This window comes from Pelosinus sp. sgz500959, assembly GCF_042610375.1.
Classification (GTDB): Bacteria; Bacillota; Negativicutes; order DSM-13327; family DSM-13327; genus CTSoil-075.
This window is the reverse complement of sequence record NZ_JBGJZL010000019.1, coordinates 22,773-46,729: the sequence shown is the minus strand read 5'-3', so window position 1 is coordinate 46,729 and position 23,957 is coordinate 22,773. Positions and strand designations below refer to the sequence as shown.

Here is a 23,957-nt window from a genome sequence, read left to right as displayed (position 1 = left end):
TGGAAAAGTAAGCAACGACTGTTTCCTTTCCAAATAAGGGTGTCTCAATCTCCCATCAACTGCAGAATAAATATAATTGTTTTAGAATTTTATATTCTAAAACAATTATATATGATAATGAGAATCAACGTCAATTGAAATTTTAAGAGCTTTTTATCCATGTAACCTTTCATTACATCAAGGCAGCTCTATTTTAGAAGATTCAATTTAAAAATCCAGTCGGGTACAACTATTACACTGGTTGGTCCCACTGGCGTGGGGAAAACTACGCTAGTTAACCTTCTCAATCGCTTTTATGATCCGGTACAGGGCAGCATCCTTCCGTCACACTAGGGTAACACACGCCTAGCAAATTATGACTTGCCGACTTTGTATCTTATTATAATTCACCTTCCACTTCCATCAATCCAGTTCTTGCGTCTTAGAAATGCTGAAGAACCATCATGGCAACCTCTTATTCCAAGATGCGGCGATGGTTACTTTCTTAGATGGCATAAGGAGATTTAACTGCGCCACCAATAATATAGAGTAAGTATGAACGGTGTACCTAGGGCAACAGTAGATATGTTGTTCCACTCCTTACCTGCCAATGGTCCAAGGATACCACACAGTGACAGGAAAATGATGGTGGCTGGCAGTAGCCATATTTGCCGTGTCGATTGTCTTACAGGGCAGAGGACTTTCGTCGGTTTAGTTGCCATCGTTTTATTCAATGGTCGAAATTTTACAAACCAGGCATAAATGCCGGTGATAATCATTACGCACGTCAGCGCATCAATAAGAAACCAGAGAATCTTGAGGAGTAATGTATCGTGGTTGCTGAAATGAATGGGTCTAGCTAGGGAAAGCAATTCAATATACCAGGGTGCTTCAATCATAGCCGTAATATGCCCATTCTCCGCATCAATCCAGACAGAATGATAAAAGTGGGTAGAAAAACCCTCCCCAGCAGTCTGAACTACATAATGCCAAGGCATATTCCCTTCTTCTTGTGGCAATTGGATGCGTGTTATTTGACGAGTAGGCGCAGCCATTTGAGTAATATTCAGTACATCATCAAGTAAAATGCGCTGAGGTGGAAAAGGTTTCCCCTGATAGCTAACCAAAAATTCGGTGCGTGTATTCTCCTGCCATGTATTTTGAATAGGGCCAGAGAAGACAAAAATAAAACCGCTTAGGCATAATAATACGGCCCAGGAAAGAGTGACAATACCCAAAAGTTTATGCCAGTCCATCCAATAGATACGTCGGTGACCAGAACGAATAGTCCCGAAAGAAATATTTTTCATAAAGGGTGCATACAGCCATAGTCCTGAGATAAGAGCGACAATACTCAATCCACACATAAAGCCAAGTAAATTATGTCCGAAAGATCCCAAATACATATCAACATGCATTCTGTACATAAAGTTTATAAATTGGGATATAAACTCATACTTTATACCTTGGTCATCAGACTGCTCAATAATTTTTGCCGTATGCAGGTCCATCTGGATATACCGATAGTCCTTCCCTTCCCCTTTCAATGAAAAACCAGCACTCTGCTTCTCATGATTCAAATAGACGGAGCGCAGATTGTATCCTGGGTAGAGTTTTAGACTCTTTTCAGCTAGCTTGTCCAAAGACAAGTTTGACCCACCAATCGGAGAGTCCTCAGAAATAGCCGATACATTGATCTGGTTAAATTCCTTTATCTCCCGACCAAAGATTAAGGGTAAAGCACTCATACACATAATTAAAAAGAAGATTGCACAAACCAGACTTGCCCATTTATGAATTTTATACCAGTATTTCATTATTAACTCCTATATTACTGTATTGATGGAGATCAATTGATATTGCTGAATACAACCAACTATAAAATTCCACCTTGTTATCATAGGTTATAGTATATTAGAGAATAATAATCATTGTCAATTAGATTAGTTAAATAACCTCCTAAAAAAACATCACCCAACCTTCTAGTTTGAAGATGCGGTGATGTTTTCTAATCCTCTCTATAACCCTAAGGTTTTTCTAAATTGACTTGGTGTCAAGCTATGGATTTTTTGAAAAGCAGCGGTAAACTGGCTAGCGCTTTTATAACCTAACTTTGTTGCAATATTATTAATACTCATAGCATCATCACCCAATAGTTGTAGAGCAATTTTCATTTTTTCCCGTCGTATATAATCAGCAATCGTCAACCCATACAAACCTTTAAAGCGCTGACGTAACCTAGTTGTGCCCATCTCACCAATGACCGCTAATTGCTCAATTGACGGTGGGTTGAGAATATTGCCATCTAGAGTTTTCTTAACCTTCCAAATATATTTCTTATTTTGATACGTCAGCCTAATTTCCATTTTCTTTTGGGTATGTTTTTTGCAATATTCTTCATGCTGAACGTTACACCGAATTAACCCTATAATTTCCATAATTTTCCCTTCGAAATACATGGATGGTGCAATCGCTCGCCTAGTTGCATATTTTATTTGCTCAAATGCCATTGTCAGTTCAGGGGTATTATACTGCTGACTTTCCCAATTTGAAGCATCAATTAAGGTAAAGAGCTTTTCCCATGGCCTACTCTGTAAATATTCTACAATATGATCATCCGTGATCAAAATACTAGTATACAAAATCCGTTCAGTGTTATCAAATATCATTTTAAACGACGACCCTTGACTGATTAAGGCATAAATGACACCTTTTTGTAGCTGTTCAGCCTTTTTGCCTTTTTGAATAATGGTAACACCACCACTTTCAAAGAAACATAACCACAAATACTTTTGCTGAATAGTATGTTGGAAGGTAACAGGGTGGGGAAGTGTAAAATAAGCATTACTGACCACTAACCCTGGTGCAGGATACAAATCCACAATCCAGCTATTACTACTGCCTTTTGGTAAAAGAATATACCGGATGCCAGTATTGTAATCGGTTTTTTCTCCCCCTACTTGAGACACCAATCCATCATGTCCCGCCCCCAATAATACCTTGCTCTCCATATCATCACCCCTTCACTTTATCAAAAATCATTTTTCTAGATGGTGTTTTATCTATTTTTATACCATACTGTTTTCTCAAGTAATTATCCCAAAATGACAGATTTTTATCGATTTTAATCACAGAAAACTGGCTATTTACAGCCCATCGAATGATATAGATTCTCATTATCTTTGACTAAAACCAATTTATAAACATCATATTACTAAAGTCTAGACGGCTTGTCTAGCCCGATTGACCTTGTTATAATAGCCACAGATTAACATCAGTAGCCACTGGTGATTGCTAACTGGCACTTGTACTTTTTTAGGATAATAGATATTATTCTCTTTTCCAATATAGTTGCTAGAGGTAATACAAAACTATATGATGTCGTAAACTAAGATAAGGAGTCGATAGTCTGTATGAAAATAACAATGTCTCGTTCTCGTAAAAACCTACTTTGTGCCCTGATAAGTAGCAGCTTATTTTTGCACCTACCCCTAATTGCCCATGCAGCAGAACAAAATGAGGAATCCACGATTCCTGCGGAACAACGAGAATTTTCCCTCGACGGAATTGAGATTGTCGGCAACAAAATAAAAGATAACTCCCTTGACAAAGGTTATGTCGCTCAACGCAGTAGCGTCGGCACCAAAACCGATACACCTCTCAGCGAAGCGGCTCAGTCTATCAGCGTCATCACTCGCGAGCAATTGGAGGCCCGTGGTGCAACGGACTTGTTCGATGCCCTAGGTTATACTCCTGGTATTAGCGATGTAACCTATAACCGGGATGCTCGGGTATTTAATACAAATATTCGTGGTTTCTCCAGCGGCGACACAACCTATACGGATGGACTAAATATGCTGGCCTCAGGCATGAATAGTATAACTAACGATCTATATAGTTTTGAACGTATTGAAGTATTACGAGGGCCAGCATCTATCCTCTACGGAGCTAATAGTCCTGGAGGACTGATTAATCAAGTATCCAAGCGTCCAACTAGCACTGATCTACGAGAAATTCAGCTCCAGGTTGGCAACAGTGGGCAGCTTAGCACCGCTTTGGATCTTGGCGGTCCCCTACGTCAAGACGGCAAATTATTATTTAGACTGACAGCCCACACCACTGAAGAAGATCTATATGTCAATCAAAGTAGCAATGAAAAGTACTTTATTGCTCCAGCTTTGACCTGGATCCCCAATGAGAAGACTAGTCTTACCCTACTGACTCACTTTTTGAAAAATAATATCAAAGGAGATTACAACTATACCCGCAATGTGTACCTACCAGGCCATCCCTTATACGGTTTTTCTAATAAATTACTCATTGGCCAAGACTATGATCGCTATACAAAAGATCAGACCCAAATCGGCTATATCTTAGAACACCGCTTCAACGATACCTGGTCCGTAACCCAAACGGCTCGCCATTTGGATCTTTCCTATGAAAATAAAATAACAAATGTCTCAACGTTAGACAGCGATGGTCATACCCTCAATCGAGTAGGACGCAACATAAAGGGCGATTTTATCACGAATGCTATTGACACCCACTTTCAGGCAAAGTGGTCGGCAGGAGCAGTTGCTCATACCACTTTGTTAGGATTTGATTTTCAGCACAGTGACAGCAAATACCGCTGGGGGCGTGGCTCACTACCAGCTCTTGATCTATTAACTCTTCAGGCTGCCCAGGCCGTTACTAATCCAGCATTTTCAACTATGACCAATGCCACTACGGAGCAGACTGGCTGGTACGTGCAGGATCAACTGAAATTCAATAAGCGCTGGACAGCGTTGGTTGGTGGACGCTATGATCAATATGACCAAGATTCACTCAATCTCAAAAATGGTATCCGTACACGAACTAATCAGGATGCCTTGACTGGACGTCTAGGTCTAGTTTATGATGCTGGCGACGGTGTAATGCCTTATATCAGCTATAATGAGTCTTTCCAAGCCCAATCCGGCAACGACCGAAACGGCAACTCTTTCACTCCTACCACTGGCCGCCAATATGAACTAGGTGTCCAATACCAGCCAGCTAATAGCAATGCCCGTTTTACTGCTGCTATTTTTGACTTGCGCAAACAAAATGTGTTGACTACTGATCCAGTAGATGATAACTTCAGCATTCAAACTGGCGAGATAGCTTCTAAAGGATTAGAACTGGAAGCCAATATTGCTGCTTTCAAAGGCGCGAATTTGACAGCATCCTATACTTTACTTAATAACAAGATTACCAAAGACACGGATCCACAACGAATTGGTTTACATACCGAAGGCGTGCCTCGTCACAGTGCCTCAATCTGGCTGGATACCACTTCGCCAACAGAAGATAAAAAGCAAGGCTGGAGCTTTGGTGCCGGACTGCGCTATATCGGTTCCCGCTACGATTATGATAACCTCCATAAAGTAGGCGGAGTATGGCTGGCTGATGCCCTCGTTCGTTATGATACAGGCAGTTGGCGTTACGCTCTTAATGTTCATAACCTCTTGGACAAGCATTATATTATTGGCGATTTCGCCTCTTCTGACTACTATGATACCGTTGATGAAGGGCGCACCATTCAGCTTACAGCTACCCGTCGCTGGTAGGCTTTCCCATTATAAAGAAAGGTGCTTGTCTGATAAATTTTTATATGATAGAATAAAATTCAATTCAATTAAATTAAATACTCTGGGGAGCTTGTAGAGCAGGCTGAGAAAAAGTAACCAAACTTTGACCCATATACCTGATTTGGATAATGCCAACGTAGGAACTGCAGTTTTTGACGTTATAGTTATTACAAATACAATGGGATATGCCGTTATTGGTATATCCCATTTTTGTTATTTATCTTTTAGAAAGATTAGATCCTAACTATGCTAAAAGAATAATTGTGGTGGAGGAGGAGCGTCCTGCACCTTAAATAAAAAGACAACTAAATAGCGAGGGAGCTCGTGTTTCGAGATGAGAGGAAGCTTTTCAGCTTCGACCGAACTGGTATGTTTTATGACATACAGGGGGATGCTATTTGGCTATAGAAAAATATACCTTCAAACAATATTAATCTGCCTGTATGACATATTCTGTCAACCATTAGGCATTTAAGCCTTTTTGTGCTTAAAATAAATATTGTTTAGGAGGTATTTTTTATGAGAAGAAAATCTGATCTTTTAAAACTCGTCATGCTATCAATGCTAGTTGCACTTGGGGTGGTCATTTCCCCCCTTTTACGTATCGAAGGAATGTGTCCTATGGCTCATTTTATTAACATCGTATGTGCTGTCTTGCTTGGTCCTTGGTATGCCCTGCTTTGTGCAACATTAATAGGTGTAATCCGAATGATGCTTATGGGTATCCCCCCTTTGGCTCTAACTGGTGCAGTTTTCGGCGCAATGTTGTCAGGAATTTTTTACAGAATGTCGAAGGGGAAACTACTTTATGCTGTTATCGGCGAAGTTATTGGAACAGGTATCATTGGAGCTATTGTTTCCTACCCAGTTATGGCCTTCATCTACGGAAAAACGGGGCTTACATGGTTGTTTTATGTTCCCTTATTTATTTGTGGAACGCTGATTGGCGGAACCATTGCATATTTTTTCCTTACTTCCCTAAGAAAATCAGGTATGCTTGCCAATTTCCAAAAAAGCTTGGGGGCGAAGATTTATGACAAACCAAGCATATAACATAACTGATCTATTGGATATAAGACATAAGGTCAAGGTTGAAAAACCACTGATTCACTGTATAACAAATCATATTTCCATCAATGACTGCGCTAATGTTGTACTTGCTGTCGGCGCAAAACCGATCATGGCGGAACATCCTGCTGAAGTGTCCCAAATCACAACCTTTTCCCAAGCACTAGCCGTAAATCTTGGAAACATAAATGATACTCGTATGAAATCAATAATGCTTTCCGGCAAAGCTGCTCTTGAGAAAGATATTCCCTCTATTATTGATATTGTTGGAGTCGGATGCAGTACCCTTCGCCTTGATTTTGCAAAAAACTTTATTTTAGAATGTCATCCAAGCGTTATCAAAGGCAATATGTCAGAACTTAAAGCACTCTATGGTATGGAAAGCAGTGCAAAAGGAATTGATGTCGGTGAAAAGGATTCTATTACGAATGATACGATGTTGACTAGCATCGCAATGTTAAAGTCTCTTTCGTTACAAACAGATTCCGTTGTGGCAGCAACAGGAGTGATTGATATTATAACGAATGGAACGGATACCTATCTTATTGAAAATGGCTGTGAAATGCTTTCAATGGTAACAGGAACGGGTTGTATGCTAAATGTCTTAACTGCAGCCTTTATCTCAAATAAAAACATCATAGGTGGAACGATATTAGCGGTAGCGCTCATGGGGATATGCGGCGAACTTTCAACGAATCGAAAAGGGACTGGAACCTTTAGGACAAAACTCTTAGACTCTATATTTAGCCTATCAGACTATAATCTTAAGAAAAAAATAAGATGTACGTTAACGTGAGCTTCTATGATAAAGAAGGCTTGATTCAGGTAGAGCTTTAGCTCCATTTGAATCTTAGAGCGCCTTGGTCATGATGGAATGGAAAAAATTCTCTAAAAATCACAATGAACCCGCTAATTACCTTTCAAGCTAGGGAATTAGCGGGTTCATTTTTTAAAAAAATCTAGATTTAGATGGTGGCGACGATAACCCTTCTTGGGCTATCATACAAGATCCGTCTCAATTCATCCTTTAACTGATAATAAATATCACTTTACATCCTCTTAATAATATCCATGACAGCTTCTGTCATAACGCCGATCTCTTCGACAGAGGCGTTTACTTCTTGCGTTGTAGCTGCTTGGGATTGAGTTAGCTCCGTCATGGTGTTAATATGTTCTACGATAACATCCAGAGATTTTTTCATGTCACTAAGGCTATTTTCAATCTGCCCTACAGCGCTTGCACTACTTATTGCCAGTTTACGAACCTCTTCTGCCACCACAGCGAACCCCCGACCTTGATCGCCTGCTCGAGCCGCCTCAATAGCTGCATTTAACCCCAACAAATTTGTTTGATCAGCGAACTGCTTGATCAGTTCAGTAATTTGAGTAGTCGTATCTGCACTTACTTTGGTTTGTTGCGCCGATGCCATTGTAGCCTCTTGGGCAGAAACAAGTTCTTGAGCACTGACGGTTACTCCCGTTATACCAGTTACCATTTGATTCATAGACTCTGCAAGTTGTTCCACCTTTTCGGCTAGTTCTTTTTCTAATTGTAGCTTCATTTTTCTTTTTGTAATATCCTTAAGTGTACCAGCAACCCGCAAAGGCACACCATTTTTATCACGAAGAGTTTCACCACCAGCATAAAACCAACGGAATTCTCCACTTTTAAGTTTGAGCCGATACTCAATGCTATAGGGTATTTTTCCAGATCGATCATTTAAATGATCAGCAAACGCTGTTAATGTGCGATCAAGATCCTCTGGATGCAGTTTCTCACTCCAACTACTTAATAAGTTAGGAAAATCCTGCTCGTCATTGTATCCTAGAAGCTTACGGAACTGAGGGGACCACCAGAATTTATTATTAGGATTAACTGGATCACCAGCAACAACACTCATATCCCAGGGAGCATCACTGAGTTCTGCATCGGCAGCTAGTGCTTTGTTAATTAACTCAAATCGCGTAACCATAGTTTCAAGTTCGGCTTCCTTAGTTTTCTTCTCGTGTATATCATATAACGCACCAGCTACTCTTAATGGAATTCCCTTTTGATCCCTTATAGTAGTACCTGTGGCCCGGAACCAACGATACTCACCACTTTTTATCTGAAGCCGATATTCAATATCATAGGGGGTTCGTCCCGAGTGATCCATCAAATGAGCCGCAAAAGCTTTTAGTACCCAATCTTTATCTTGTTTATGTAATCGAGAAGCCCAACTATCCAATCTATTCGGAAAGTCACTTTCATTATTAAATCCTAGCATCTTACGGAATTGATCTGTCCAGATAAATTCATTGGCCGGATTAATGGGGTCACCCGCAATCACACTCATATCCCATAATCCAATATTAGTAGCCTGATTAACTAGTTCAAACCGTACTAAAAGATTTTGATTAGTACTATTTATAATATCCAGCACACTATTAAAGTTATGGATGATTTTTTGAGCCTGTGGGGACATATTGTGCATATTAGCGCGCGCATCGCTTTTTCCCGACTTTACGGCTTCTAATAGGGATTCACTTTCGGCTAATATAAGATTATCATTACTTTTTTCTCCATTAAAAAACATAATTACATCCTCTTCTTTCCTATAGTTGTTACTGTGAGTCTACGTAAACAACTTATTATATAATGATTTTACTGATTTATTTTTCACAACACTATCCATACATTCGAAAATTGCCATAAAATATTAAAGCCATAATTCACTTTATATATAAATTATGGTTTTTATATCACTACCACCTAAAAAAGTTTTATCGATCCTAATGGAGGGTTATCTGGAAATATCTTTTGCATTTGTTGTATCCCTAAGTGACCGCGCAAGACTTCGGCAAAAACAGAACGAAAATCCGTAGTGACTGGTAGATCACGTTGATCTACTAAATTTTCAGCGTGAAGTTCTGGTAATGTTCCATAAACTTGCCCACCCTTTACACTCCCGCCTAAAATAAACATGCAAGAACCTCGCCCATGATCAGTACCTTTAGAACCATTTTCTCGTACAGTCCGACCAAATTCTGTCACTGTCAAGACTAGGACCTTACTTTGGTAATCAGTAATATCTCGCCAAAATGCTCCTAGCGCTTGGGATAAATCTTTGGCTGATCTTGCAAAGGCACCATTTGTTGTCCCCTGCCCCACATGAGTGTCCCAACCACTTGATTCGGTACAAGCAATACGTAACCCCATATTACTTTTGATAATTTTTGCGATCTGTTGCAAACTACTTCCCAAACTACTTTTTGGATACGGCAAATCATCTCTAAGAAGGGTCTCATTAAGTTTGCCACTCGCTAAAATTTGACTAGCAGCCAATCCATCTTGAGCAGCTATGCGCAAAGTCTTATTGTTACTCTTTGCATACAAGTCCCTAATATCTTTCAACGCAATTTCCTTCAAATTATTACTATTAGTTGGTAATTTAATTCCTAAATCTGATAAATTAGCCATCGCTAATGCTGGAATTTCCCCCGACAGAGATCGTGGTAGAGTAGGGGTTAAAGAAATTGCTTGTAGAGCACCACTACGCGGTAATAAACCTGCTGATCGATTCAGCCAACCAGACGGAAATCCTTTTTGACTCAGCACACCTGTTTCTATATAATCTTGGGCATCGAAATGAGATCGGTTAGAAATGGATAAACCAACTCCGTGAACCACTGCCAAACGGCCACTATGAAATAAGGGTTCTAATTCCCCAAAAGCTGGATGGAGAGCGAAGCGACCATCTAAATCGATCAGTTTATTCGGATCTGTATTTCCCTTTTGTACAGCAGAAATCAATAATGACGGTCTTAATTGTGATAACATTGGATCTATATAAGGAGTGACTGCCATGAGCCCGTCCATAGCTCCACGTTGAAAAATCACCACCAAAATGTGATTTGATTCAAGTATATTTATAGCTGGTAGCGCTTCTACATAAGAGAACCAATTCGATCTACATAATCCATATCCTGATAAGCAACAGAGAGCTGCTAGCTTCATGAAATTCCGTCGTGTGATCATGGCAAACCCTCCCATCAATGCATTTGAAAATTGGGCGCTGACCATAAGATACCTTGTTGATAGCGTCTGTCAATACCCGCTGAATCTGTCTTTGTACTATTTATGTCTTCATTTAACTTTACGCCACGGATATTACCATAGGCAAGCGCAAAAGAGTAATTGATCCTTGTAAACAACGTGCCTGAATTTAGCCAAAAATCCCCTCGATCTGGATAGCCCGTCGGTGGCAAACAACTATAAAGAGAATGCCCCATACGATTGATCCACGACAGAATAGCCTTAGCATCAGTTACTTCAGTATTACCACTTCGTAGTGCGCTAACCACAAACTCTAATGAAGTTTTAATCTTCGTTGGCTGTTTTGCTTCATCCCAGAATTCCTTGGACTGAGTTAATGTACGTACTAATGCCCTAGTATCGCCACCCTTATCCATAAAAGTTTTGGCTAGGCTTTCTACTAAGGTTTTAGGAGGATTATCCGAATCAAACCGTCGAGCGAATTTATAAGAAATATGGTAAGCCGTGGATGGATGATTAGCTAATATAGTTAGTAAGTTCTTGCCATCCTGGGGGCTACCAGCAGCAAAAGCATAACCTAACACATGTTTTTCGCCAGCATCATGATAATTTTTTCGAAACCAATAACCCTCGTCTGTCATTACATCATGATTTATTCCGCTCTGGATATTGGTGATAATTTCTGCTCGTTGATTAGCCTCCCGAGGCAAAACTGTCCATCCTGTAAATATTCGCGCAGTTTCCTGCACATCAACCTGGCTATATCCTCCATCAACTCCGAGAGTATGGAGTTCTAGTAATTCTCTAGCATAATTCTCATTAATTCCACCAAGTTTTTGTGAAATTCCTTTGCCTTGCTGGGCAGATTTCGGTGGCGCAATAGATTCAGCGTTATCCAGATAATAAAGCATGGCCGGATGACTAGCAGTTGCCTGTAGTAATAAAGAAAATTTGCCCATAACATGAGGGCGAATCCCATCCCGCTCATACGATAATACATAAGGCTTTGCTCTATTTTGTGTAACAGATACATTAAAATGATTAAACCAAAAGTCAGTCATTACTTCCGCCAACTGATTTTCACTATAGAGAGCTCGCAATATTTTTTGTTCATTTAGCGCATTTATCAATTCCTGCTGGGAACGATAGCCTTTAATTGTTTCAAATTCAGCAATTTTTCTTTTTAGTTCCACTGGATCGGCAATACCTTCCTTAGGAATAAATCCTTCCCGCTTTGCCTCAGTCACCACGCTGTTATTATCTGGGTAAATATTAATGATGTCCAGTGTCTTCATACTCAAAACTGGATACTCTTGTAGCTTTACATTGAGCTTACTATCTGATAATCCTATCTTCAACTGCTGCTCTAGCCAGTTTTCCAATCCCATTTGTACCATTTTCTCTACATCCCCTGGTTTTGGACCAAAGGTAAAACGATTCAGCAAATGCAAGGCAGCCTGTTGTTCTGTTAATCCTGCCTGTTTATATGGCATAGTAGTTTGTACCATCTTCTTTTCCACTCTCGACCCACCTTTATTCTGCCGATATTATAACGATTGATTCGTAAGTAAGACTTATCCTACATTGCAATAGTTCTTCATAGATGCTCTAAAATCCTACCAAGAAAATTGTCCAACCTCCTATGGACTATACTCCTCAGAAGTTAGATAGACTATATTCTGCAGTTGATATTTACTTCGATGGTCGATAGGACGAATACCTACATTGGTGACCGAATGCATAGAAATTGATGTAAATCATTAAAAAGCGCCGCTAGTAAGGTTTAACCCCTTAGCTAGTGGCGTTTTCTTAAATCATCAAACTATGTTTTTTCCTAATTTTTCAGCTCTCTGCAGTCCGTCGGTCTTCAGAATCTCATCTTCGTCATGAAGTCCTGGTACAATGATCACGCCGCTGTCCTTCCAGTTTAAGAAATCGGCAATCAGCTTATAGGATTTGACAATACCGTCATACGTATCTAACTCCATCCCGCCACCGCAGACCAAAAGTGCGCATTCCTTGACCTTTAAGGGCTTTTTTCCAATCAAAAAGGAATAGAACTTGTCAATGGCAGCTTTCAGTTGTACTGGAAATGTGAACCAGTATAATGGCGTTGCGAACACAACCATATCGGCTTGTTCCAGCAACGGCGCAAGTTTGGCAAAATCGTCTGGAATGGAACAAGCGCTACCTCTGCTGAAACAAGTTTGACAGTCGATACAGCCCTTGATGTGTTTATCTGCGGTTGTAAATTTTACAGTCGTGTGCCCCGCTTGCTGGGCGCCGGCAATGAACGCATTCGCCAACTTATCGCTGTTGCCGCTTTTTCTCGGGCTACCTGTTAAAACGAGTATATTTTTGGACATATATAGATTCCTCCCTATTCAAAATCACTGTACCTTATACCGGCAGCTTCGGATCTGCCGCTCATCAACTCTAGCCCATCCTCCGTACCGCAAAGTTATCCCGCTTTGTATTGAAAAAAGCTACTCTTTGCTATTGTCCCCTGAACGCTCGAGCTATGCTATAATAATATATACTAATATCACAACTGACAAGTACGCACTTATTTGTGGCATAGTATCCATTTTTATACCACATGTATTTTTTTATTGTCACAAGATAACCTTATTAAATAGATATCACTGAGCCAACCTTCGAATAGGTGGCTCTTCGTATCCTCTCTAACGGTGCAGAATTTTGATTATCTCCCCTCATTGCTATCGAAATTTTGAGACTATTATCCTATAGCCTATTTAATAACGGTCTATCAATAAATCGAATTGCTGCTGCCGCTAATACTGTGGTGGGGTCAAGTGCCGGCCGATCAATATGAAACAGTTCAAATGCAACCGGCAGCTCTGTACAGCCCAACACCAATATTTCTGCCCCTTTCTCAAAAAGTTCGTCGATTGTTCCATAAAACTCATTAAGATTGATATTTCTATTTGATGCCTTTATCCCATTATAAATAACATCCATTACACTCATCTGTTTTATTGGCGAAGGAATAACCAAATCTATCCCCGCGTCCGCTAAGGCCGTATGATACACTCTTGACTCAATGGTTCCATCAGTTGCCAGCAATCCAATTTTTCTTATTTTTCTTTTTTTAATTTCTAGAACCGTTTCTTTCAACATATTTAAAAGTGGAATATCGAAAAAAGGTGTAATTTTATCATAAAAATAATGCGCCGTATTACATGGCATAACTAATACATCTGCCCCCATGGACTGCAGTCTAACACCGCTTCTCACCATTTCAGGAATGGGGTTCTCTCCCCCTTCTAATATGGCTTTCGTCCTGTCTGGAATATTAGTATTACAATCTATACAAATATGGATATGTTCTTGATCTGACTTGGCATCCGTCATATCTATAATCTTTTTAAACAAATCGCATGTAGCTAACGATCCCATGCCGCCAATAATTCCAATTGACTTTTTCATTTTACTTTCCCCCTGTTTATATCAAAGACTGATTCGTTATTTGATTTTATTATAAATTTCAAATACAATAGAATCAAATAGATATATTAGTATAAATAATATAATCATTTGGTTATATAGCGGAGGTACCATGTTTAAAGGAAAAGAATATATTTATGAAGTATACAAAGAGAAAAACTTTTCAAAAGCAGCACAAAATCTATATATCAGCCAACCAGCTTTAAGCGCTGCAATCAAAAAAATTGAGAAACGCCTTGGTAGCTCTATATTTGACCGAAGCAGTAATCCTGTTCAATTGACAGAGGCCGGCATAGAATATATAAAATCCATAGAAAAAATTATGGATATTGAAAATCGATTTGAAAACTATCTTAGTAATTTAAACCAGCTGAAAACAGGACGCCTTTCTATTGGCGCAAGCAATGTTTTTGCTTCATTTATTCTTCCAGCAATTATCACGAAATTCACTAATAAATACCCTGCCATCAAAGTAAATCTAGTTGAAGCTAATAGTGCACATTTAGAAGATCAGCTATTTTCAGGCGCACTTGATTTTGTAATTGATAATTACCCCCTAAATGAAGCAATCTATGAAAAACACTTATTCTGCCGCGAATGTCTCATTCTTGCCGTTCCTCAAAAATTTTCTTCAAACAGTCTCGCCCAAGAATATCAGTTATCAATAGACGATATCCACCAAGGAATGCACTTAAAGCCAGAGACAAATTCCGTGCCTTTATCATTATTTGCCCATGATCCATTTATTTTTTTAAGAATTGGAAATGATACGCGAACACGCTCAGATAAAATTTTCCAAGAAAACGGTATAACACCCAAAATCATTTTAGAATTAGATCAGTTAGCGACTGCGTATAATGTTGCCTGTTACGGCATGGCAATTACCATCATTAGCGATACCTTAGCCCAAAAAGCAAGCAATGATTCAAATATGGTATATTACAAGATTAATAGTACTCATACATTCCGCAATGTATTTTTCTATAATAAACAAAATAAATATATCACTAAAGTCATGGAAGAATTTATAAAAACCGCACAAAAAATAGATAACGAACAATAACTAAAGCGACAGTTTCTCAAATTCTTTTTTTCGTTAGAAACCAAGCGTCCTAAAGCCTGACCAATTGTCTAAAAAAATGCCCTAACCCTTTCTATATGTCAGGGTTAGGGCATTTTTGCTGTTAGAGATGATACGGTTATTTTAAGTTTTTTTCTCTACATTAAGAAAAACATAAGTACCAATCATATCACAATCGTCGTTAAGCCTTGGTTCCGTAGTCGCTTCTACTATTGTGTATTCTTTATTGGCAATTGAAAGGGTATAACCCTTAAGTGCTTGAATTTCGTCATGGTCAGGTAAAGATAGCGACATATCCTCTTCATTAAGTAGCGTTACTCCAGTATCATTATCAATAACAATGGTAGACGTAGGTATAATTTTCATATAAAAGCATCTCCTTGCAAATTTTTCGGAGGCTACTCTGTTATTGTGCGGCTATAACAATGTCTGTATGCAATCGAAAGATTTCCAGTAAAAAAACTTTCACCTATCGTGGCAAAAATCTATTACTACAAATGCCCTACAGTTCTTAAGCCTGACTGTAGGGCATAATTATTGATTTGATGTATATATCTAATTAATTATTAAGTCCGTATCCTATGTTAAACAAAATCGTTCCTTGATTTTGTATAGGTACAGGCAATCTTCCTGATGGATTAATACTAGCAAAAATAGCTGCCATACCTGCTTGAATGTTTGCAGAGTTAGTCCCATATACAGCAAGATAAGCCTTGGCCCTTTGGAGATATAAAATATCATAGGGCGTCCCCGTAGCTATAACAATCAATTTTTTATCCGATAGATCAGCATACTGAGTAAGTGCTGCAGCAAAACTAGCCGATGCTGTTTGACCTGGCGTACGACTGGCTAGCGTGGAACTATACGTGGCAAGTATAATCGTATCGCTCTCATCAATCATTTTTTTCTGATCTGCAGTCAGCTCACCAAAATTTTCATAGGAAATAGCAGTAATCTTAGCCTTTTGATGGCCACCTGCCTTCATTTGTGTAAGAACTGCTTCTCCCATAACATTCAGTATTTCTGGTCGCGGCGCAGCTACTACAATCCTACTATCACGTTTTACCGTTAGAGGCAGCGTACCCTCTTCATTCTTTAATAAAGTGACTGCTTCATAAGCTAATGTTCTTTCCTGCTCCTTATGTTCTTTGCTGCTCACGATACTTTGCGCTGCAGCAAGCAACATACTTCTTGGAATATTTTTAGGAGTAATCCATTGGCGCTTTAGACGTAAAATCCTCTTCACCGACTCATTAATCCTTTCTTCGGAAATGACGCCTGTTTTTATAGCCTCTATCACTCCCGCGTATGCCTTAGGCAAATCACTAGGCATAAGCAAAATATCCGCACCAGCTTGAATCGCTCCTACTACTGCCTCTTCAGTACCAAAATGTTCTGTAATGGCCTTCATTTCCAAGGCATCGGTTATAATTACGCCATCATAGCCCAAACTCTCCCGCAGAAGATCAGTTAAAATTTTATGAGAGAAACTAGCTGGTAAGAAAACTGGCTGTCCGTCTTTCTTTGATATAACCTTAGTATCATCTAATTCAGGAAAAGCAATATGAGCTGCCACTACCATATCGGTAGCAGAAAGGTTTTCGCGAAAAGGTTGTATCTCTAGTTCACTTAAACGGCTTTTTCCATATATAACACTAGGCAGACCCAAATGAGAATCCAGTGAAGTATCGCCATGTCCGGGAAAGTGTTTGACTGCTGCCATGATACCCCCAGCATGCAAACCTTGTATATACGCCGCTCCCATCTTTGTTACCATTTGCCCATCAGCCCCAAAGGAACGAATACCAATCACAGGATTGTCTTGATTGCTATTAATATCTAATACAGGTGCTAAGTTAGTATTAATTCCTAACACCACTAATTCCCTTCCTAGAATATTTCCTGCTATGTAGGCGTTACTGACTTTTCCAGAAGCTCCCAATGCCATATTACCTGGTAAATTGGTGCCAAAATGAAACCGATTGACGCGCCCGCCCTCTTGGTCAACAGCAATAAATAAAGGAATCGTTCCTGCAGCTTGCTGCAAATCCATAGTTAGTGTAACTGTTTGTTCTATATCGACAAAATTTTCACCAAATAAAATAATTCCGCCCAAATGATACTTTTGTAACTCAGCCTTTATTTCTCTAGTTACAGTAGTAACTGGCTTTCCATTCTCTTGTCGAAAAGCTACCATAAATAATTGCCCAATCTTTTCTTCTAGGCTCATCTGATCTATACGATACGCAAGTTCCTCTTCCTCAGAAATATTCACGAGGGATTGAGCAAAACCCACGGAAAAGGTAACAAACACCAAACAAATTGCTATAAAATAGCGATACATGTTATACTCCCCTCCACCAGTTGCTTTTCCTAATTATATATTCCTATACTCCAAATAAACAAGGGGGTAGGTATAGTGTTTCAAACATTATACCTACCCCTGGATTCTCATTTATTTCCCAATTGTTCCTCATTCACTTCCTGAAAAGTCTTCAATAGAAGACAGCACATCGCCATCAAAAATAAGCTTCTTAGTACCGTAGATCCAAACTAAATCATTTTCTTCAGTACGGATTGGCTTACCCCAGCTAAGATCTACTTGTCCTTTGTTCATACCAGCTTCTACATTGCCAGTTTGAATTTGATTCCACAAATCATACGATCCACCGAGGCTATTTCTTGGATCTTCTGTAAAAAAAGCACTTTGCCACGGAGGATTCTGGGTCCAAGATTGAATTGGCATATTGGTCCAACTGTAACCTATAGGTAAAACCGCCTTTTCTTCATTCACTGAAATAATTAACCAAATAGGCTCTTGAGATTGATTACCTGCATAAACGTCAACCACTTTAACTGGGTAACCGATTGTAGTGGGCACTGCTTGTGGTACTGTAGTCATACCAAGGACATATAGTCCCGATAGTTCTCTAGACTTAAGGTAAATCGTTTTTCCTAAAAACTGTTTCTTAGCATTTTCCAGATCAGATGTTAGTACCAGACCTTCTAATTGTCCGCGCAAGCTGCGACCAATTAATCTTTCTCCTGTATTATTTACTGTCATGTGCACCATATAATCTTTCTGGTTATTACCAGCTTCAAAAGGCACTACTTCAGTAACTGTAACTTGTTTTCCAACATGATTCGCATAAGGAATGCGAAGGGAACGATCGCCTTGGAATCCTTCCGTTGCATGATCTTCCGTAAAAATATCATATCCAGCAGATTGCTGATCAGCAGGCAAACTAAGAAATGTGAAACTATGCCCTTTCCATTGTTCGATTTTTATATTCGCCATTGGTGCTTCACTAGACCCTTCCGCCCAAACTGAGCTTGAATTCACAAATCCGAGCAGCAGACTCAAAGCGAGCAAAATGCGCAAGCTAATTGTTTTCATTCTTAACATCCTCCTCATTTTTAGCTTTCTCTTTATGAAAAATACGTATGGTCTGCACCGATGTTCTCAAGTGTCTTTCTCCCATATGCCATTAAAATATAACCTATATTTTTTAGAATATCTTTTGAAATACTAGAATACATAAAAAATGAATCATTCTCACAATTAATGATTAAAGTTTTCCCCTAAGAGGTATCGTTAATGGAATAGTAAAAAGCGCTACTATCGCAACAATTATTACGACAGTTTTTATACCGACTATGTCGCTTGCCATCCCATAAATTGAAGGAGATAGTGCCCCGGCACCAATTGTTGCTGTATAAAATATTGCAAAAGCCTGTTTCCTACGTTCCTCAGAAACCAATTCAGGAACGCTTCCATAAAGTACAGATGAAGTACCATTTAGGGCTACTCCGAGAATCGGAGCGAGTACTATCACATTATTTATCGGAAGGTTGAGCATTGCCCAAATACAAAAGGCTGTAATAATCTCTGTAATAATTACTGATCGTAGTATTCCGAATTTTGTAGCTAGCGTACCACATACGAATTTACCGACAGCCCCCCCTGCAAATACAAGAGAAAGGGCTAGGCCTATGGTTGTCACCTCTGCTCCTTTTTCCTGCAATAAAAATGGAAAAAAGGTTAAAAAGCCCATACGTGTTGCACTATCAATAACTCCTATCATTGACAGCGACCAAAAAGCTTTATTTTCCTTCCATTTTAAAAGACTTATAGCTGTCTTTGTTTTCTTATTTTCTGTAGTTATATTTACTTGCTGAATGTTTTTACTACTTAGGAAAATAGTGATAACTACCCCCATACCGACAATACCAAGTACATGGCTTGTCATCGGCCAACCATATTGACCAATTAAGAAAGCAGCTACACTTGGCAAAACAAGTTTGCCCATGTCTCCAGTTACATTAAAAGTACTTAGCGATATTCTCCGTGCATCGCTATTTGTATAAGCATTGGAGATTATAGAAGATGATAAGGGATGCTGTACGCTAGAACCTAATCCTCCGACTACGAGTAAGCAGCCTAGAAAAATTGGAGTTGTAGACCACCCGAGTAGCCAAACTGAAACACTTGTAAGGATAGTTCCAAGTAATAATAATCTAATTTCACCAATTCGATTGGCAAGATTGCTTGATGGCACCTGAAAACATGCCATAGTACCCGAAAAAAGTGTTTTTAAAAAACCAATTTCAGTAAAACTCAATAAAAATTGAGCTTGCCAAATGGGGAAAAATATATATAGCATATCAGTAAATCCATCATGTATAAAATGTGCTAAACTTCCCGTCAATAAGGCTTTCTTACGTATTCTAATTTGTTCGTTATCATAAAAATTTTCCATTTGCTCTCCTCCAAAATCATATCATCTACGTCGATTGTAAATATCCTAATAATTCGCTATGAATATTTGCATTTTCAGCAATCATTGCTAATAAAGTACGGGTTGCAATAGTAAATGTTTTTTCTCTATGGAATATCACAGAAAATATAATTTCAAACTTAGGCGCATTATTAAACTCAATAAGTGTTCCGTCATCCAAATTGTGCCTAACCAATACTTCCGGCAATACACCAACTCCCAATCCATTTAATACAGCCTGCCGAATTGCTTCAGAATCACTGTATTCCAACATGGGACTTATTTCTTTTTCCCGTAATATCCCATCATATTTTGCGCGATAAACACTCCCTTGTTTCAGTGCAATGAAAGGGTGCTGCCAAACGTTATTGCCATACTTCTCGATAAGGAGAGGGTGTGCGATCCATACTAGTCTTTGCGCCACAACGTTAAATTGCAAAATCCTATTATTTGAAATTTCGTCATGCACAATTGCAAAATCAAAACTGTTATCTAATATACCTTTAACTGTAATCGGCAAATTAAAACAATGCTCAATGCTTACCGATACATTAGAAATCTGCTCTTGAAATTCCCGTAAAATAGGTGAAAGTGTATGGGCTGCAACTGCAGTACCAAGACCTATTTTAATCGTTTTATCATATGAGAATTCTTGTAAGACAGCTTGTGCTTCTCCATGTATTAACAATAGTTTCTCTGCATAGCCAATCAAACGTTGACCCGCTTCTGTTATATATAACTTTTTTCCTACTCTCTCAAATAGCAAGACCCCAAAGTGTTCTTCGATTGTTCTGATTTGGGTCGTTACTGTAGGTTGACTAAAATTTAGTTTTTCTGCAGCTTGAGTCACATTGCCTATTTTTGCAACCAGAAGAAAGGTTTGTAGTAATCGTAAATCCATTTAATTAACACATCCCACAATTTTACTCTTTTTATATTGTAGGACATTATTATATGCCTGACAATTAAATAAGCTCCCACTTTTCGATTTTTCCTCCTCTTTAACAATACCTGTTCCTTGGGCAAAAGGGAAATTGAATATATTGATTGAACCAATAGGATTTTCTAATTTACGTTGTAGCCCTCAAATAACTAGGTAGATACTAGAAAAATCAAAAAAACTGCTAATTACCCTTCAAGTCAGGTAATTAGCAGTTTTTTTTGATTCAATTGGAACTGACTATAGCAGATAAGAAAAGAGACAATTCATCGTTGGGTGAAGGTGTCTAGTTTCAATGTATCATAGATAAATTAATCAAATGCCTATTGATAGTTTTCTAATGTTCTTCTAACAGTCGATAAACTGCATTTTACTTGATGTGCAATCGATTCTAGTGCTGCTCCTTCTGTTCTTAACTTAAAAATCAATTCTTTTACATCATGAGAAATAGTTTGTGGTCTGCCAACTTTGCTTTGTTCTTTTTTTGCAACCAAAATATTATTTGCTAACGCTAAGTATTCATGGCTAAATTGATTATTCGCTAATGCTAATCCGACATTCAATAATGGAACTTTACCAGCTTTATATGACATCAGTAATTCCAAAAATTCTTTATCTGTCATAACAATCACCTCCAGTAGATTTGTCTATACGGTATCATATTAATTATGATTATTCAATAATAATTAATATATTTCATAAAATTATTGGCGAAGCTCAAAAACAGAAGCCGCATGAAAAAGGCGACTTCTTAGGGAATTCACTTAGGGCTTGCTAAGTCCGCATGGTCAGGAACAAACCATTTAGGAGCTGTATCGACAAAGCCTTTAAACGTGCTAATCATCAATGATGATCAGTCATAGCTTAGGTCAATAATATAAGAATCAGGAATATCGCTCATAATATTTTCGCCATAAGCGGAGCCTGCTGTTTGATACCCAGCCATTAAATCTCCATTTAATATCCGACAAGCAACTGCAACGACAGATAATGAAGTTAGTGTATACCCTGAAGGTAGGTCTGCAATTGAATAGGCAGAATCGCCGTCTATCCCAATTATCTCCACAGCCAATTTACTTCTTCCCCCAGCACGTTCTTCGGCTGTTGGTCCATCTGAAAGATTTTCAATATCTGTAGGGTTAGTCGTTAGTGCAGGTAATTGCAATTGAAAATATTCTCTTATATTAGGAATTGATGTAGATTTATAGGACACGATAATCCCTCCTAGCGAGGTAGGAAAACACTCTTGTTGCCCTTCACCAAAATCAAAAGCCTTTGTGTTAGATTCGGTGATTTGTTTCAACTCTCCATTATCTCGAATCAGTAAGCCAAGGTCCACGATGTACTTAGAGCTTTTAACGGAACCTTTCGAGAATCCGCCATAATGTCTAAATGCGACGAAAAGTTGCTGAGCACGTTTCACTCTTTTCGCTGTATGGACGACTAGGGCATCGTAGGCAACAAACAAACCAGCTCCAGAAACCATCATGATCCCAGCTTCCTTCGCTTGTTGATCCAGAGATTCAGCAAGTTGGTAAGTTGACAATTCGGCGCTAATATCCAAATAATGAACTTTGTTTTGAAGGCAAGCATACATTGCATTCTCGGCAGTAAGAGCAAAAGGTCCAGCCGCATTGATTAAACATATACTCCCCCTCAAAGCCTCTTGCCATGCTCCAAAATCACTGATTTCAAACACGAAGTTGGGCACGTTTAATTGAGAGGACAACTCAGCTACTTTAGCTTTATCTCTCCCTGCAATAGCAAAGTTGATATTAAGTTCCTTGAGCCTCAGACAAATTAGCTTACCAGTATAACCAGTCGCTCCATACACTAAGACGTTATGATTATCCATCAGTGCCACCTCCACATAATTATGTTTACTATATTTTTTGCTCATTTTATTACCCCGAGTGATAAGCATTATATACTGTAGCTGATAATAGAAATTGCGAATACAGTTCTTCTTGATTGTACACAAGATAATACGACAATAGTATGTCATATTCAAATCGAGATTCATAAATAAATGCCCCCTCTCCTGGGCCACACATCGCGACACATCCACACATCGGGGACATTCTTTTTTTGACAATTTTTGTGACAGAAAAGGAACGTCCCTTAATGTCAAAAACAACTAGATGGATACTTGAAAAAACAAAAAACTGCTAATTACCCTTCAAGTCAGGTAATTAGCAGATTCCTATTTTTTCTAATCTAACGATAAATTAATCAAATGCCTACGGATAGTTTTCTAATGTTCTTCTTAGTTAGAGATGATATACTTTTCTCCGATTAATGTTAAATTAATATCCGGCGCTTTCTCCTACAATGACTACTGTCATATCTGTTACCCACGGTTTTTTTCTCAGTACAGAATATACTCTACAGATTCTAGTTTTTGCCTTACAGTTCATACAGATACCTGTTTGTGTACAGGGATTGGGAGTACTTAGTCTTTTATTATTCATAGGGGCAGCAATTCCTTCTAACCGTTCAAAGGCGGCTTCTTCATCTTTACATACTTTATCAACACTAACGACTACTATTACTTTTTTAGGACCAAAAGTCATTGCACTTACTCGATTTCCCATGCCATCTATATTAACAAGTAGGCCATCTAAAGTAATCGCATTACTGCTACACAAATATAGATCACTCAACATTTCCTCTTTTGCAATCGCGATTCGTTCCTCAATCGTAATATCTGGTATACCATGATCTAAAACCGTAGCTCCTGCCAACTGAACTTTATCTTGAATTCCCATGCCATTGATTGTCATCGATCCACCAAAACCTACTTTAATGCCTGGTTTTACATGTTCCATAATAAAGGATGCTGCTTCCGCAGTTGTAGAATAATATCTAGCATCAAACTCATTTTTTATTAAAGAATTTACTACCTGTTTACCAATTGCCTCTGTATGCCAATTTTTCACTTCCATATTTTACCTCTCCCCTAAAATCATTCTTAAAAAAAATTTCTATTTTAATACTA

The 23,957-nt window shown here is 38.7% G+C and carries 20 protein-coding genes and 1 riboswitch; of the genes, 5 read left to right on the top strand and 15 right to left on the bottom strand.

Features of this window, described 5'->3' with window-relative positions; translation table 11 throughout:
- Window positions 1-255 precede the first annotated feature (255 nt).
- Entirely contained in the window at window positions 256-333 is a 78-nt protein-coding gene (locus tag ACAN52_RS20160) for a hypothetical protein (protein ID WP_378956884.1), read from the top strand.
- 170 nt (window positions 334-503) lie between these two features.
- Here ACAN52_RS20160 and ACAN52_RS20155 read toward each other — a convergent pair whose 3' ends face one another.
- Window positions 504-1,796, bottom strand: coding sequence for a PepSY-associated TM helix domain-containing protein (locus ACAN52_RS20155; protein ID WP_378956850.1), 1,293 nt, complete (start codon window positions 1,794-1,796; stop codon window positions 504-506).
- Window positions 1,797-1,997: 201 nt separating this feature from the next.
- Entirely contained in the window at window positions 1,998-2,990 is a 993-nt protein-coding gene (locus tag ACAN52_RS20150) for a helix-turn-helix domain-containing protein (protein ID WP_378956848.1), read from the bottom strand.
- Window positions 2,991-3,392: 402 nt separating this feature from the next.
- On the opposite strand from ACAN52_RS20150, the gene ACAN52_RS20145 reads away from it, so the two are divergent.
- From ACAN52_RS20145 to thiM, 3 genes are all read left to right on the top strand, one after another.
- Window positions 3,393-5,567: a TonB-dependent siderophore receptor gene (locus tag ACAN52_RS20145; protein WP_378956846.1), complete on the top strand. Its 2,175-nt coding sequence runs from the start codon at window positions 3,393-3,395 to the stop codon at window positions 5,565-5,567.
- A gap of 73 nt (window positions 5,568-5,640) precedes the next feature.
- A riboswitch (TPP riboswitch) is annotated at window positions 5,641-5,748 on the top strand.
- 359 nt (window positions 5,749-6,107) lie between these two features.
- Complete coding sequence (thiW, locus tag ACAN52_RS20140) at window positions 6,108-6,641, top strand: energy coupling factor transporter S component ThiW (protein WP_378956844.1); 534 nt, start codon at window positions 6,108-6,110, stop codon at window positions 6,639-6,641.
- Window positions 6,622-7,452, top strand: coding sequence for a hydroxyethylthiazole kinase (gene thiM, locus ACAN52_RS20135; protein ID WP_378956843.1), 831 nt, complete (start codon window positions 6,622-6,624; stop codon window positions 7,450-7,452). Before thiW ends, thiM begins: the two co-directional genes overlap by 20 nt.
- Window positions 7,453-7,705: 253 nt before the next feature.
- Here the strand turns inward: thiM and ACAN52_RS20130 are convergent, their stop codons facing one another.
- From ACAN52_RS20130 to ACAN52_RS20110, 5 genes are all read right to left on the bottom strand, one after another.
- A complete protein-coding gene (locus tag ACAN52_RS20130; protein ID WP_378956841.1) occupies window positions 7,706-9,232 on the bottom strand; it encodes a PAS domain-containing protein in 1,527 nt (508 codons plus the stop codon).
- A 176-nt stretch (window positions 9,233-9,408) separates the two neighbouring features.
- Window positions 9,409-10,674: a DUF1501 domain-containing protein gene (locus tag ACAN52_RS20125; protein WP_378956839.1), complete on the bottom strand. Its 1,266-nt coding sequence runs from the start codon at window positions 10,672-10,674 to the stop codon at window positions 9,409-9,411.
- A 14-nt stretch (window positions 10,675-10,688) separates the two neighbouring features.
- Window positions 10,689-12,212: a DUF1800 domain-containing protein gene (locus ACAN52_RS20120; RefSeq protein ID WP_378956837.1), complete on the bottom strand. Its 1,524-nt coding sequence runs from the start codon at window positions 12,210-12,212 to the stop codon at window positions 10,689-10,691.
- 297 nt (window positions 12,213-12,509) lie between these two features.
- Window positions 12,510-13,058: a flavodoxin family protein gene (locus ACAN52_RS20115; protein WP_378956836.1), complete on the bottom strand. Its 549-nt coding sequence runs from the start codon at window positions 13,056-13,058 to the stop codon at window positions 12,510-12,512.
- Window positions 13,059-13,437: 379 nt separating this feature from the next.
- A complete protein-coding gene (locus ACAN52_RS20110; protein ID WP_378956835.1) occupies window positions 13,438-14,142 on the bottom strand; it encodes an aspartate/glutamate racemase family protein in 705 nt (234 codons plus the stop codon).
- Between the two features lie 130 nt (window positions 14,143-14,272).
- On the opposite strand from ACAN52_RS20110, the gene ACAN52_RS20105 reads away from it, so the two are divergent.
- The gene (locus ACAN52_RS20105; RefSeq protein ID WP_378956833.1) at window positions 14,273-15,223 is read left to right on the top strand and encodes a LysR substrate-binding domain-containing protein; all 951 of its coding nucleotides are present in this window, start codon (window positions 14,273-14,275) and stop codon (window positions 15,221-15,223) included.
- Between the two features lie 141 nt (window positions 15,224-15,364).
- Here the strand turns inward: ACAN52_RS20105 and ACAN52_RS20100 are convergent, their stop codons facing one another.
- From ACAN52_RS20100 to ACAN52_RS20065, 8 genes are all read right to left on the bottom strand, one after another.
- Window positions 15,365-15,607, bottom strand: a complete 243-nt coding sequence (locus ACAN52_RS20100; RefSeq protein WP_378956832.1) for a hypothetical protein — start codon at window positions 15,605-15,607, stop codon at window positions 15,365-15,367.
- Between the two features lie 193 nt (window positions 15,608-15,800).
- Window positions 15,801-17,585 carry a glycoside hydrolase family 3 N-terminal domain-containing protein gene (locus ACAN52_RS20095; RefSeq protein ID WP_378956830.1) on the bottom strand — a complete coding sequence of 595 codons (1,785 nt, stop codon included), beginning with the start codon at window positions 17,583-17,585 and terminating at the stop codon, window positions 15,801-15,803.
- A gap of 129 nt (window positions 17,586-17,714) precedes the next feature.
- Complete coding sequence (locus tag ACAN52_RS20090) at window positions 17,715-18,638, bottom strand: hypothetical protein (RefSeq protein ID WP_378956882.1); 924 nt, start codon at window positions 18,636-18,638, stop codon at window positions 17,715-17,717.
- 172 nt (window positions 18,639-18,810) lie between these two features.
- Window positions 18,811-20,001 carry an MFS transporter gene (locus ACAN52_RS20085; RefSeq protein WP_378956829.1) on the bottom strand — a complete coding sequence of 397 codons (1,191 nt, stop codon included), beginning with the start codon at window positions 19,999-20,001 and terminating at the stop codon, window positions 18,811-18,813.
- Between the two features lie 25 nt (window positions 20,002-20,026).
- A complete protein-coding gene (locus ACAN52_RS20080; RefSeq protein WP_378956828.1) occupies window positions 20,027-20,920 on the bottom strand; it encodes a LysR family transcriptional regulator in 894 nt (297 codons plus the stop codon).
- 362 nt (window positions 20,921-21,282) lie between these two features.
- Window positions 21,283-21,582 (bottom strand): helix-turn-helix domain-containing protein, encoded by a 300-nt coding sequence (locus ACAN52_RS20075; RefSeq protein ID WP_378956826.1) that lies wholly within the window; start codon window positions 21,580-21,582, stop codon window positions 21,283-21,285.
- A gap of 230 nt (window positions 21,583-21,812) precedes the next feature.
- A complete protein-coding gene (locus tag ACAN52_RS20070) occupies window positions 21,813-22,814 on the bottom strand; it encodes a saccharopine dehydrogenase family protein (protein ID WP_378956825.1) in 1,002 nt (333 codons plus the stop codon).
- Between the two features lie 451 nt (window positions 22,815-23,265).
- Complete coding sequence (locus tag ACAN52_RS20065) at window positions 23,266-23,904, bottom strand: lactate utilization protein (RefSeq protein ID WP_378956824.1); 639 nt, start codon at window positions 23,902-23,904, stop codon at window positions 23,266-23,268.
- Between the last annotated feature and the right edge of the window lie 53 nt (window positions 23,905-23,957).

Excerpts from the sequence above, each read along its gene's own strand:
- ACAN52_RS20155 (WP_378956850.1), bottom strand. The coding sequence starts at position 1,796 with ATGAAATACTGGTATAAAATTCATAAATGGGCAAGTCTGGTTTGTGCA.
- ACAN52_RS20150 (WP_378956848.1), bottom strand. The coding sequence starts at position 2,990 with ATGGAGAGCAAGGTATTATTGGGGGCGGGACATGATGGATTGGTGTCT.
- ACAN52_RS20145 (WP_378956846.1), top strand. The coding sequence starts at position 3,393 with ATGAAAATAACAATGTCTCGTTCTCGTAAAAACCTACTTTGTGCCCTG.
- thiW (WP_378956844.1), top strand. The coding sequence starts at position 6,108 with ATGAGAAGAAAATCTGATCTTTTAAAACTCGTCATGCTATCAATGCTA.
- thiM (WP_378956843.1), top strand. The coding sequence starts at position 6,622 with ATGACAAACCAAGCATATAACATAACTGATCTATTGGATATAAGACAT.
- ACAN52_RS20130 (WP_378956841.1), bottom strand. The coding sequence starts at position 9,232 with ATGTTTTTTAATGGAGAAAAAAGTAATGATAATCTTATATTAGCCGAA.
- ACAN52_RS20125 (WP_378956839.1), bottom strand. The coding sequence starts at position 10,674 with ATGATCACACGACGGAATTTCATGAAGCTAGCAGCTCTCTGTTGCTTA.
- ACAN52_RS20115 (WP_378956836.1), bottom strand. The coding sequence starts at position 13,058 with ATGTCCAAAAATATACTCGTTTTAACAGGTAGCCCGAGAAAAAGCGGC.
- ACAN52_RS20110 (WP_378956835.1), bottom strand. The coding sequence starts at position 14,142 with ATGAAAAAGTCAATTGGAATTATTGGCGGCATGGGATCGTTAGCTACA.
- ACAN52_RS20105 (WP_378956833.1), top strand. The coding sequence starts at position 14,273 with ATGTTTAAAGGAAAAGAATATATTTATGAAGTATACAAAGAGAAAAAC.
- ACAN52_RS20100 (WP_378956832.1), bottom strand. The coding sequence starts at position 15,607 with ATGAAAATTATACCTACGTCTACCATTGTTATTGATAATGATACTGGA.
- ACAN52_RS20095 (WP_378956830.1), bottom strand. The coding sequence starts at position 17,585 with ATGTATCGCTATTTTATAGCAATTTGTTTGGTGTTTGTTACCTTTTCC.
- ACAN52_RS20090 (WP_378956882.1), bottom strand. The coding sequence starts at position 18,638 with ATGAAAACAATTAGCTTGCGCATTTTGCTCGCTTTGAGTCTGCTGCTC.
- ACAN52_RS20085 (WP_378956829.1), bottom strand. The coding sequence starts at position 20,001 with ATGGAAAATTTTTATGATAACGAACAAATTAGAATACGTAAGAAAGCC.
- ACAN52_RS20080 (WP_378956828.1), bottom strand. The coding sequence starts at position 20,920 with ATGGATTTACGATTACTACAAACCTTTCTTCTGGTTGCAAAAATAGGC.
- ACAN52_RS20075 (WP_378956826.1), bottom strand. The coding sequence starts at position 21,582 with ATGACAGATAAAGAATTTTTGGAATTACTGATGTCATATAAAGCTGGT.
- ACAN52_RS20070 (WP_378956825.1), bottom strand. The coding sequence starts at position 22,814 with ATGGATAATCATAACGTCTTAGTGTATGGAGCGACTGGTTATACTGGT.
- ACAN52_RS20065 (WP_378956824.1), bottom strand. The coding sequence starts at position 23,904 with ATGGAAGTGAAAAATTGGCATACAGAGGCAATTGGTAAACAGGTAGTA.